11 protein-coding genes and 1 pseudogene are annotated in these 11,079 nt (G+C 48.5%); 1 reads left to right on the forward strand and 11 read right to left on the reverse strand.

All coding sequences use genetic code 11. The annotated features are described in order from the left end of the window. The 8 genes from C6H04_RS07255 to C6H04_RS07295 form a co-directional block, all read right to left on the reverse strand. Positions 1 to 3,398, reverse strand: a 3,398-nt coding sequence (locus C6H04_RS07255; RefSeq protein ID WP_199767099.1) for a coiled-coil domain-containing protein, incomplete at its 3' end; no start/stop codon positions are given. Positions 3,399 to 3,407: 9 nt separating this feature from the next. Further along, positions 3,408 to 4,178 carry a hypothetical protein gene (locus tag C6H04_RS07265; RefSeq protein ID WP_104732774.1) on the reverse strand — a complete coding sequence of 257 codons (771 nt, stop codon included), beginning with the start codon at positions 4,176 to 4,178 and terminating at the stop codon, positions 3,408 to 3,410. After that, positions 4,175 to 4,762 (reverse strand): hypothetical protein, encoded by a 588-nt coding sequence (locus C6H04_RS07270; RefSeq protein WP_104732775.1) that lies wholly within the window; start codon positions 4,760 to 4,762, stop codon positions 4,175 to 4,177. Before C6H04_RS07270 ends, C6H04_RS07265 begins: the two co-directional genes overlap by 4 nt. Then, positions 4,752 to 5,141, reverse strand: a complete 390-nt coding sequence (locus C6H04_RS07275; protein WP_104732776.1) for a hypothetical protein — start codon at positions 5,139 to 5,141, stop codon at positions 4,752 to 4,754. The genes C6H04_RS07270 and C6H04_RS07275 overlap by 11 nt, the downstream gene beginning before the upstream one ends. A 1-nt stretch (position 5,142) precedes the next feature. Further along, positions 5,143 to 5,475: a hypothetical protein gene (locus tag C6H04_RS07280; RefSeq protein WP_104732777.1), complete on the reverse strand. Its 333-nt coding sequence runs from the start codon at positions 5,473 to 5,475 to the stop codon at positions 5,143 to 5,145. Continuing rightward, positions 5,476 to 5,832, reverse strand: coding sequence for a hypothetical protein (locus C6H04_RS07285; RefSeq protein WP_104732778.1), 357 nt, complete (start codon positions 5,830 to 5,832; stop codon positions 5,476 to 5,478). It abuts the gene before it with no gap. Between the two features lie 8 nt (positions 5,833 to 5,840). Further along, the gene (locus C6H04_RS07290; protein ID WP_104732779.1) at positions 5,841 to 7,022 is read right to left on the reverse strand and encodes a phage capsid family protein; all 1,182 of its coding nucleotides are present in this window, start codon (positions 7,020 to 7,022) and stop codon (positions 5,841 to 5,843) included. A gap of 8 nt (positions 7,023 to 7,030) precedes the next feature. Continuing rightward, on the reverse strand, positions 7,031 to 7,741 hold the full coding sequence (locus C6H04_RS07295) for a coiled-coil domain-containing protein (RefSeq protein ID WP_499797618.1): 711 nt from the start codon (positions 7,739 to 7,741) through the stop codon (positions 7,031 to 7,033). 322 nt (positions 7,742 to 8,063) lie between these two features. Here C6H04_RS07295 and C6H04_RS07300 point away from each other — a divergent pair, with 322 nt between their 5' ends. Then, positions 8,064 to 8,663 (forward strand): NYN domain-containing protein, encoded by a 600-nt coding sequence (locus C6H04_RS07300; protein ID WP_158653832.1) that lies wholly within the window; start codon positions 8,064 to 8,066, stop codon positions 8,661 to 8,663. Between the two features lie 5 nt (positions 8,664 to 8,668). On the opposite strand, the gene dnaG is transcribed toward C6H04_RS07300, so the two are convergent. The 3 genes and pseudogenes from dnaG to C6H04_RS07315 form a co-directional block, all read right to left on the reverse strand. Then, the gene (dnaG, locus tag C6H04_RS07305) at positions 8,669 to 10,240 is read right to left on the reverse strand and encodes a DNA primase (protein ID WP_158653833.1); all 1,572 of its coding nucleotides are present in this window, start codon (positions 10,238 to 10,240) and stop codon (positions 8,669 to 8,671) included. A gap of 78 nt (positions 10,241 to 10,318) precedes the next feature. After that, positions 10,319 to 10,525 carry a hypothetical protein gene (locus C6H04_RS07310; RefSeq protein ID WP_104732783.1) on the reverse strand — a complete coding sequence of 69 codons (207 nt, stop codon included), beginning with the start codon at positions 10,523 to 10,525 and terminating at the stop codon, positions 10,319 to 10,321. 2 nt (positions 10,526 to 10,527) lie between these two features. Continuing rightward, positions 10,528 to 11,079, reverse strand: a pseudogene (locus C6H04_RS07315) (hypothetical protein); the annotation flags it as partial.

The raw sequence follows: 11,079 nt of genomic DNA on the forward strand, positions 1-11,079 counted from the left end.
GCCTTGACAGGGCCCATCTGCCCTAGGCCATTGCCCCCTCCCTTGCCCCCTGCTACGCTCAAGACATTAGCAAAGCTGCTAGGATTGCCACTGCTAGCATTGTTATCAGGCCCTATGCCCCCCTGCAAAAAGATGTAGTAGTACATCGATTTGGGAGCCTGCCAAGTGGCGTTTTTGTCAAAGATAAGGGTTTTGAAATTGCCCCCTAAGCGGGTTTGTTCCTGGCGCAATTGGTTGAGCTGGGTGTGGATTTTGGTTATCTCACCCAAGAGCTTGGCTTCTATACTAACTTGGGAAAGCTCGCTAAAAAGAGTGCGCTTGAGCTCTGCGATCTGGTGGTTGGCTAGGGCATTGTATTCACTGGTCTTAGTGGTGGCATTGGCGTTGTACTCCCCTGTCTTGGTGGTGACATTGGCATCAAAGGCGTTAGTCTGTTGGGTGGCATTTTGGTTGAAAACATCCAGCCTTTGGGTGGTGTTGTCATTGTATTCCTGCACTCTTGTTGTGCTAAGGACGTTGAAGGCATCCACTTTCTCTTGGGACAAATTCAACAATGCCTCCATCTTCTGATGGGCTGTGTCGTTGTGATCTTTGAGCTTTTGAGCGGCATTGGTGTTGAATTCACTGAGCTTTTGAGCAGCATTGGTGTTGTGATCTTGGAGTTGCTTGGCCGCTCTCTGGTTAGCGTTGTCATTGTACTCTTGAAGCTTAGCCGTGTTATTGGCGTTAAAGGCATCTAGCTTGGCCGTGGCGTTGTCATTGTACTCTTTGAACTTTTGGGCGGTGTTGGTGTCGTAGAGATTCTTAGCATCTTGCAGATCTCTTTTAAATTCCTCCAATTTGTTCAGATTGCCCGTATTGAAGTTTTGCACTTGGGTTTGGGCGTCTTGGAGTTTGAGGGCGATGTGGGCATCATAATCAGCTAATTTAGCCCGTGCATTGGCGTTGTACTCATCCAGCTTCTGGGCATCGTTAGCGTTGTAATCGTCTAACTTCTGGGTGTAATTATTGTCAAATTCTGCGAGCTTGGCCGTGGCGTTAGCATCGTAGCGATTTTTGGCCTGTTGTAAGTCCTTTTTGAACTCGTCTAATTTGGCTAAATTCGCCCCATTGAAATTCTGCACCTGCGCCTGTGCTTCTTGCAACTTCAAGGCCACATGCGCGTCGTAATCAGCCCGTTTGGTAGCGTCATTGGCGTTGTAGTCATCTAGCTTCTGTTGGGCGTTTTGATTGTAGTCTTGCGTTTTTTGAGTGTCATTGGCGTTATACTCATCGAACTTGGTTTGCGCGTTAGTGTCGTAGTCTGCCCGTTTAGCCGTGTCATTAGCGTTGTAATCGTCTAATTTAGTTTGGGCGTTAGTGTCATAATCAGCCCGTTTGGTAGCGTCGTTCTGATTGTAATCGTCTAGCTTCTGTTGGGCATTTTGATTGTAGTCTTGCGTTTTTTGGGTGTCGTTGGCGTTATACTCATCAAACTTGGTTTGGGCGTTTTGGTCGTAGTCTGCCCGTTTAGCCGTGTCATTCTGATTGTAATCGTCTAACTTCTGTTGGGCATTCTGATTGTAGTCTTGGGTTTTTTGGGTGTCGTTGTTATTGTAATCGTCCAACTTGGTTTGGGCGTTAGTGTCATAATCAGCGCGTTTGGTAGCGTCATTAGCGTTGTAGTCATCTAGCTTCTGTTGGGCGTTTTGGTCATAATCAGCCCGTTTGGTAGCGTCATTGGCATTGTAATCGTCTAACTTGGTTTGCGCGTTAGTGTCATAGTCCTGGGTCTTTTGAGTGTCGTTAGCATTGTACTCATCAAGCTTCTGTTGCGCGTTTTGCTCATAGTCTGCGCGCTTAGCTGTGTCATTGGCGTTGTAGTCAGCAAACTTGGCATTGGCTGTGTCCTCATAGACTTTGGCTCGATCGGCTAGCAGGTCTAATTTTTCATCAAAGAGATCGGTGGCCTTTTGCTGCAGATCATCTAGGTGGTCTTTCACTGTGGTCATCTCTGCTAAGCCATCTTCTAGCTTTTTGTAGTTTAGAGCCCATTTGTCTTGGAATTCGTCCATGCGATCGTCAATGGCCTTGAATTGCTTGTTAGCGCGCTCCTGGGTGAGTTGATCTAGAGCGTGCAATTCTCTGAGCAGTTGGGTTTGCAACTCGTGTAGCTTAGTGGCAGTATCTGCCTCTTGGGTGTTGATGTCATTGATGGCCGCTGCTAGGCGTTCCCGAATGCTTTGCATCGCTTCTGCTGCTAGAGTGCGCAATTCTTTGGCTTGCAGGCGTGCCTCTGTGTTCAAGTCGAGCAACTCGTCTTTGAGATCGTCCATGCTCTCTAGCTTTTCTAGCAGAGTTTTGATACCATCCTTTAGGGCCAGCACTTCATTGGCTTCCTCATTCACGCGTGTGATCAAGGCCTTCACTAGGTCGATTTGCTCTAGGACGAGATCGAAATTGCGCACAATGAGTTCATTGTTCTTGTTCATCACCCCATTGAACTCATCAAAATAGCCATTGTACTCCCTGATGAGTTGGCGGATGTATTCCACTTGGGCTTTCACAAAGACCACCCGATCGCTAGCGCGCTCCTCTACGCCTACATCCAATCTGCCCGCATTGCGGTAGAGCTCTTTGAGGGCTTGGAAATTGGCCAATACGCGGTGTGTGGCTTGCAAGGAGAGATAGATTTGCTCCTTCCAGTTGTCATTTTTGTTCAACGCGTCTTCTAAGAGTTTGAGGTAGTCAGCTTGGATGGCGTCCAAATCTGGGTTGTGGGGTGCGTTGGAAGTCTGCAAAATGGGGATGGTAGGCGTAGCAGGAAAAATCTCTAGCTGGTCTTTAGGGATTGTGATTTTAGCTAGAGCTAGAGAGTTATTGGCTTGGCTTTGAGAGGCTTTGGCACGCTCTAGGAGGCGTTGGGATTCTTCTAGCACTCCCTTAGCTTCCTTGCTCTCTAAAAACGCGTCTTGAGCCCTCTGAGTGGCTTGTTTGGCTTCATTGAGTGCGTCTTGAGCCTTGTCAAAAGCCTCTTGGGCTTGCTCAATCTTCTTTTCTTGTTTGGCCTTGAGTTTTTCTATCTCTTCTTTGAACATGGCGGGGTCTAGCAGGGCAGTTGTTTGTCCTTGGGCAGTTCCTGCAGCTTGAGCGGGGGGCGTTCCTGCTCCTGCTGCTCCTGCTGCTCCTGCTGCTCCTGCTGCTCCTGCTGCTCCTGCTGCTCCTGCTGCTCCTGCTGCTCCTGCTGTTCCTGCTGTTCCTGGAGTTCCTGGAGTTCCTGGAGTTCCTGGAGTTCCTGGAGTTCCTGGAGTTCCTGCGGGCTGTGTTGTTGTAGGTGTTGTTGTAGGTCCCACATCCACCACTTGGGCGACACTCACGCGTTGAAACCCTTGTTGGGTTAAGTCTTTGGGATCGGGCATGTTTGTTCCTTATTTTAAAATGGGCATTTTGTCATCACTGACTAGGATATTGATAGACTTCTCAATGCGTGTAGCGCGGTTTTGGCTGACAAAGAGAATGGTGTAGCGCTTAGGGGTGCTAGCTTTGAACAACATGGTGTTGCCCTCACAGAAAAACGCCCCATCGATGGCAAAGCTCTCCCTGGCGTTTTTGAGTGTGGAATAGCCCCACACTTTGATGGGGTGATCGGGCAAAGTTTCTAGGCTTTGGGTATAGAGCTCAATGCTAGGAGCCTCTTCTTCTAAGCTGCTCAAATGCCCTAAGCTTTGGGCTAATTGGTTGAGATAGCCATCTAGGGGGCTAGGACCTTGATCTAAGCCGATGCGATTGATGGTTTTCACCACATTGTCGGCATGCTGGGCAATCCCGCTAGCATTGGAGGCATTGCCCACCACCTGCAAAAAACTCACATAGGCGTTGGCACGATTGATGGCCGCATTGTCTTTGAGGCTTTTGAGCATGCTCTGGCTTTGAATGAGGGAATTGAGCATCTGGGCCTTGGTGGCCTCTAATTGGTGTTGGGCGTTCAAGCGTTCTAGCTCTAACTTGGCCTTGAGTTGCATGGCCTCTAGGCCTACCTTGGCCTCTTCTAGGGCCCCTCTAGCTTCCTCTAGGTAGAGCTTCTCATACTCAATGGCCCCCTGCATGCACAGACTATTGAGTTCCTTGCTGGAGAAGTTTTGGGTTTGCAGGGCCTCTCTAAGGCTTAGGAAATTGCGCACAAAGCGGTTGATATTCATACGCGTACCACCCGAGAAAAACTATTGCCTGCGCAGTTGTAGAGACTATTGAGATAGAGGGCCAGCAGGCTCTTAGCCTCTTTGAAGAGGTTCTTAAAGACCCCAATCTTTTGGTAGTTGCTCTCATCTGTGGGCACTTCTAGCAAAAGGGAGAGCGCGCCATAGACCACTGCATCACAGGCAATGGAGGGCAGGGGGAGGCTTTGATCAAGAGTGGTGATGGGCTCATAGGCATAATAGATGACGCTTAATGTGCCCGCTCTAAAGGGGCTCACGCTCAAAGCGTCTTCTTGGATAAGTAGACTCAATTCTGTGGCATGATCCACACTCACGCGCTTATACAAAGTGCGCCCTTCAAATTTAGCCTGCAGAATACCTAAGAGATAGGGGGTTTGCAGGCGGGGGCTAGAGGGCTCTAAGAGTTTAGCCCTTTGGGTGCGGTTAAGCTTGAACTCTAAAATCAGATTAGCCACGATGGCATTGATGGCATCCAAGATTTCAGGCAGACTAAAGCGCGTATTAGGATGGTTGTCATCTTTGAGGCGCGCGCGAATTTTGTGCTCAACTTCATTGCTATCCACCATGCAATAACTCCCTTTCCATGTCTTCAAAGAAGGGGGGATTGAGGTATAACCCCCCCTTGGCAATATTCTTCTCATACACGCTGATGAAGTCTTTGATGAGGGCGCGCTGGGCCAGATCGCTGGGCAGTCTTAGGCTCATCAAATACGCATCTAAGGCCTGGGCATCTAAGTTGATGAAACTCAGTGCGCGCGGATAATCTCTAAAAAACAAAGTGCCCTCTCCCTCACACACGCAAAAGACTTCCCCATTAAAGCGGTAGTGATCGCTGCTCACACTCAAGGGCAATTCCACATGCCTGCCATTCCATGTGCGCTTGGTGTGCCCATACTTGCTCACCAATTCCACCACGCCGCTACTGCCTACATCCACTAGACGCATGCTACTCCCTTAGCATGGGGGCAGAGTTTAGAGCCATAGGGGTGTTCAGATCATAGCCTTGAGCCGCTTGGCCTATGATGGCGTTGGCTTCTAGGCGTTCTTTCTCTCTGGCGTTGTAGCGGCGGTTCTCTTCCATGAATTGGGCTCTGGCCAGCTTCATGGCTTCCTTAGAGCGTCTGATCTGCTCATTCGTGTTCCAAATCTGTGTGCCCAAAGACACTCCGCCCATCAATAGCCCCACTCCCTGTAACCCCAGACCTACACCTGCCCCCACATTGTCTAACGCAGAACCAGGATTAGCAGCACCTTCCCCTAAAAAGCCCAGCCACTGCATCTAACACTCAATGCTAATTTCCGAGGGCGCAAAGTAGAGCACGCGCAAGGTGGCTAGACTATCCTTGTTGGGATCAGCCCCTGTAATGGTGGCGTTGATGGTCTGGTTGCTAGGGCTGGAGAGGAGCGCAGAACTCTGCTCATAACTCTTAGTCCCCCCATCTACGGTGCTTAAGAAGTAGTCAGGCTCGTCTTTAAGCCCAATATCCAAGGTAGCCCCTGCTAGAGGTTCTACAATCTGCAGATTGACACTCAAGACCTCTGCGCCACTGGGCAACATGGCCAAAGTCTTGTCCTGCTCATCTAATTTGAAGTTGACCTTGCACAAATAGCATACATTCTTGACTCTTTGAACCATGTTCTCTCCTATTGTTTGACGCTGAACAAGCCAATCACGGCAAAGTCTGAACCATCGTACACAGAGGGCACGCTATTAGAGCTCGTGAAACGGGCCTTGCTCACCCCTAGAATGCGATCCACCCCGCAAATGGTCTTTCTGCCCGCATCCTCTGTCTCATTGATGTAGAAATTAATGGCGGCATTGCCCGCTAACACCAAGGCACTCGCGCCTATAAGCGCGCCTATACTCACAGGGGTGGCATCTGCATAGGCACTGGGGGGAGTGACCTTGCTCACATTCTGCTTGTTCAAATGGGCTTCAAATTCGCTATCACTCACCTCGGAATTGAGCAAGCCCACATTCATAGAAGTCCACACGCCCATATCAATGATGGGACAATTGTCAATGAGCCCCACAATCCCACTAAAGAGCGCGTTCTTATCCCCCCTAACCCCTGCGTACTTCTGTATCTCTTGATACTCAGGGTCTGCCTTGAGTTGGTTGATGGCAAAGCTATCTAGCAAGATAATGTAGCTGTAGTTAGCCACACTCACCCCTCCCACGCTCACCATCTCTGAGCGGATGGGCTTGAGGGGAAAAGCCTGTTTGTTATCATGGCGCAGGCCCGCTCTAGCTTGAAAGATCGCGCGTCTAATGGCTTTGACATTCATCGTGTCATCTGGGGTGATTTTCTTAGTCAAATCAGAAACTTTATCCTGTGGGTCGGGGCTCTTAAAACCATCCGCTCCATCGCACACCACCACATTGGTGAAGTCATTACTCAAAGCGCACACCAAGGCGCGATCTCTTTTAGCCTGTATCCACTCCGTCAAGCTATCGCTGGCTTCCTTGATGAAGTCGATGTGCTTGAGCGCGCTGTAATGCTTGATTTCACTCTTAATGGCATTTCCCACGACTTCAGGGTAGATGGTTTGACTCAAAATTTCCAAATTGTCAAAATTGCTATTAAAATCGCTATTCCCCTTCACCCCCGAACCGCTAAGCTGGGCTTTAAGACGCGGGCGATAGGGCTGGTTGTCTGCGATGATGTAGGTTCTAACCCCTCGATCACTGCCTCGTCCTGTGAGGGGCTCAAAGGGGCTTTTCTTCCAACTGGCTAGCTCAATCTGTTCAGCGATCTTCACGCTCACATTGGGATCGTCCTTCCAATTGGCCAAATTGATTTTGTTGAGTTCTGATAACGACATGATTTCTCCTAAAATCTATTCATCACAAGTTCTGGGCCCACTCCTTGGGCGTTAGCAGGGTTGCCCTCTACGCGTTGGGGCAATTCCTCATTAGGGGGTTGAGGGGCAGAGGTGGGGGCTTGCTCTTGCCCCTGCTTATCCTCACCCTTATTGCCCCCCTTAAAGGCCTGGTAGAGCTGGTAGAGGGCTTCAAAGAACTCTACCCCTTCTAATTGCTCTAATTCCTTCTTGTACTTGGGGGGTAGGTCCTCGTTATAGAAGGTGGTGATGGCATTCATATCCGCCTCAGGGTGTTTCTCTAAAAAGGCTTTTTGGGCTTGCTCCACCTCTTGCTGACCCTTCTTGGCGCTAATGCTTTGCTGGAGTTGGTTGGCCTGTTCTACCTTATTGCCTAGCTTCTCTTTGAGGAAGCTATTTTGCATCTCTAGGATTTTCTTGAAAAAAGCTTCTTTGTCCCCAAAAAAGAGCTCTTCTAATTGTGAATCAACATTTTGGGCAGCGTGTTTAGCAAAATCACTCTCTAGGCTGGCTTCTGCCTGCTCTATTTCTCTCTTGAGCACCTCTAGTTGGGTTTCTTGCTCTGCTAGGCTGGATTGTGTGTCCACTTGGCTTCCTTGTTTTTTCAAGCATTGTGGCAGAAACAAGAAGGGAAAACAAGGGTTAAAAACGCGCGCTACAAAGCCAGAGCTGTTATCAAAACTATTAAGCGGTAAGACCAACGCGAGTTAAGGTAAAACTTGGCATCTGTGTGGGTGCAGAAATGCGTAACTACGCTACAAAGCAGGGACCGTTATTTAAACCGTTAAGCGATATGCAAAACGCGCATTAAGTTAAAACTTGGCATCTTTGCGGGGCTAGAATAGCCCCGCTAGCACAAAACACCGCCACAACAAAGTAACCCCATGCCATAATCCCATGCCACTAGCACGCAAAAAATTCAGTAAATCATAAAGATTAATGACTATACTAGCCAAATCATCCTATTATGCGTTGCATAATAGCCGAGGCTTCTTAAGCCTTGGATACTTCAGAAGTAAATGTGTGCGTGTATCTGCTTTCATAGATGGCTTTAACTTGTATTTTTCCTTGCTAGAACTTGGAGACGAAGCTTTAAAATGGATAGATTTGTGGGCGTTAGTGTCTAACTACTTAGATGAAAATGACTGCCTAGAAGCAGTTTACTATTTTAGTGCGCTTCTTAAGCACCACCCAAACAAGAAACATAGACATCAAGAATATATCCACGCATTAGAGAGCAGAGGCGTACAAGTCATCTTAGGCCAATTCAAAAAGAAAAGACTTTTATGCAAAAATTGCGAGGAATTTTACTACACCTACGAAGAAAAGCAGAGTGATGTTAATTTAGCGATTTGGATGTTAGAACAAGCCTTTCTTAACACCTGCGACAAAATGATTTTGGTGAGTGCAGATACGGACTTTGCTAGCACAATTTGGAAAATCCGTGCATTATTTCCCAACAAGACCGTTATTCTGTTGGCCCCACCCAAGAGGTTTAACATTTGCCACGCCTTAAGGGAAGCCGCACATATTTCCCTAGAAATCAAAAAATCTACAATCAAAGAGGTATTATTCCCTGAATCTTTCAGAACTGAAAATTTAGCTACGCCTCTAAGCCCCTAGCTTAGCTATGAGCGCATGGCGTGCATGGCCAACATCTTCCCCCTGAGTGCGCTCACTAAGTGGAAGTCATTGCCCTCTAGGGCTTGAGCTAGAGAGGCTTTGAGGCCTCTTAGTTTGAATTGTGCTAGGACAAAGTTCCAATCTGCAGGTTCGATGGGTCTAAACTGAACCAGAAAGCTCAAACCTCCTAGTTGCCCTTGTGTAATGGCTAAAAACACCTCTGGCATGGCTTTGAAGTCCTGGGCATGCAGGTGCATGGACGCAGAAAAGCGAAAATCTGCATGCTCTAGCATGGCACGCAAGATGCGTCCCTCTGTGCTCAAAGAGGTGAGGGGGGGAGTTTTAGGCATGCTCTTTTTGAGGGCTGGCAAAGCAATAGGGGGCAAGTACTTTTGCAGGGTCTGCAGGCATTCCTGCTTTAAAAAGGGGTCATAGGGGGCGCAAAGCTTTAGCAGTTCTGTGTAGTTCTTATCGCGCTCTTGAGCACTTTTGCTAGGCTCTAAGAGGGTACGCACGTAATAGTTCCACCCTGAAGTGCGCACAAGCTCAGGGGCTTGGCCCTGTTGCAAGCACTCGCCTAAATCCTTTTGCCCACTCCTAATGCTAATCACACCCACACGGGTGTATTTTGCCTCTAAGCAGAGTTTGAGCGCGCGCAAAGTGGCATGTTTGCCCGCCTCATCAGCATCAAAGCTAAAGAGAATTTCACACTCTAGCTTGGCTAATATCTTTAAGTGCTCCTGTGTGAAGGCGCTGCCCACACAACACACGGCATTAGGATGCCCACACGCGCTAAAGCCTAGCACATCAAAGAATCCTTCACACACAATGACTTGCTTGCGCTGGGCGATGAGGCGCAAAGCACCATCTAAATTCCATAGCATCTGGGATTTGCAAAAAAGCTGTGTAGTGGGGGAATTGACATATTTGGGGTTATCTTGCTTGGCTTGCCAGGGGGCACGCGCCACACAACGCCGCGCACTAAAGCCTTTGATGATGCCTCTTTTGTCTTTGAGGGGGAAGGTCAAGCGGTAATTAGCAAAACAATGCCCGCCCTTGACATACAATAACCCTGCGCGCACTAGCAGACCAAAGTCATAACGCTTTTGCAAAGCCTGCACATCATTGGGCAAACAATAGCCAATCCCATACTCTTGGCACATCTGTGCACTCACTCCCCTACTCTCTAGGTATTCTAACACCTTCTTGTCTTCCTGTAAGGTCTTGGCAAAGAGCTCTTGGGCATAAGCTAGGGCCTCTAAGAGGGGTTGCTCTGTGGGGGTTTTAGAGTGGCTGAGCTCTAAGTCAAACTTGTAGAAGTTAGCCACTTCTTGGGCGGCCTGCACAAAGTCCAGCCCCTTGTATTTTTGCAAGAACACAAAGGCATCGCCCCCCTCCCCACACCCAAAGCACTTGAAAATATTTAAAGAGGGGCTGACCTTGAAGCTACCACTCTTTTCCTCATGGAAGGGACAGCAGGCCTTAAAGCCTGCTCCATCTCTTTTGAGCTCTAGGTGTTGGCCTATGATCTCTACAATCTGTACCTTGGCCTTGAGCGCGTCTAGATTAGTGATCATGGCCATGTCCTTTTAGCACACTCTAAGCACAACATGGCTATCCTACCCTTTGTAGGGCATGTCCTAATGCTCTTCCATCTAGGAAGTGCAATTAGGACAAAGAGGAGCGTTTTCGTCTCCTTCCCCACAATGAGGGCAGGCTAACGCTCTTAAATAGTCTTCTAGGCTATCTAGGCAATGCTTTCTATAGGCAATGCGTGCTAGCGCGTCATAGACTTCTGCCTCTATTTCAAGAGTGCAGGTCTCTTCCTCGAATGTAAAATCTTCTTCCTCTTCCCAGTTCATTTTCAATCCTTTTTAGAGAAGCTAGGCGTTATGCCCTGCTGGGAGTGTTCATAATCACGCAGGGCTACGAATTTCTTGCCTGCAGTGTCAAAGAAGGCTTGCCCATGCGAGCCCCCTAACTGCTTGTTCTTTTGGATGCGCACAGCGCGCGCATACAAGCGGCGTTGTGGGCTCATATTGGTGAACTCTTTTGAATTCAGCTTGTCCACTCTAAACATCACTTTAGCCGCATAGGCTCCCATTTTGGAGCGTGTGGGGCTATCTTTTTCTGTCTTATTGTTCTGCACAATGAGCATGATCAAGACCTCATGCTGTTTGGCGATGTTACGCAGTGCGATGAATTTCTCCGTTTCGGCCTGCTCCACATTCATGTCCGCGCGCTCATTGTGCGTGAAGCCCTGCGAATCTATCAAAAACACCTTATACCCCTGCTTGATATGATTCTTTATAGAAATGACCAAATCGCTCAAGTGCGAAGCGGTGTCATTAATGCGATACCAATCAGGGTCTAGCTGGAAGCCTTTGGCTTGCAAAGCGTCCACATATTCGGGTAC

Origin of the sequence: Helicobacter salomonis, from assembly GCF_900197775.1 — a bacterium.
GTDB lineage: Bacteria > Campylobacterota > Campylobacteria > Campylobacterales > Helicobacteraceae > Helicobacter > Helicobacter salomonis.

Coding starts and splice junctions, on each gene's coding strand:
- C6H04_RS07265 (WP_104732774.1), bottom strand. CDS start 4,178: ATGAATATCAACCGCTTTGTGCGCAATTTCCTAAGCCTTAGAGAGGCC.
- C6H04_RS07270 (WP_104732775.1), bottom strand. CDS start 4,762: ATGGTGGATAGCAATGAAGTTGAGCACAAAATTCGCGCGCGCCTCAAA.
- C6H04_RS07275 (WP_104732776.1), bottom strand. CDS start 5,141: ATGCGTCTAGTGGATGTAGGCAGTAGCGGCGTGGTGGAATTGGTGAGC.
- C6H04_RS07280 (WP_104732777.1), bottom strand. CDS start 5,475: ATGCAGTGGCTGGGCTTTTTAGGGGAAGGTGCTGCTAATCCTGGTTCT.
- C6H04_RS07285 (WP_104732778.1), bottom strand. CDS start 5,832: ATGGTTCAAAGAGTCAAGAATGTATGCTATTTGTGCAAGGTCAACTTC.
- C6H04_RS07290 (WP_104732779.1), bottom strand. CDS start 7,022: ATGTCGTTATCAGAACTCAACAAAATCAATTTGGCCAATTGGAAGGAC.
- dnaG (WP_158653833.1), bottom strand. CDS start 10,240: ATGATCACTAATCTAGACGCGCTCAAGGCCAAGGTACAGATTGTAGAG.
- C6H04_RS07310 (WP_104732783.1), bottom strand. CDS start 10,525: ATGAACTGGGAAGAGGAAGAAGATTTTACATTCGAGGAAGAGACCTGC.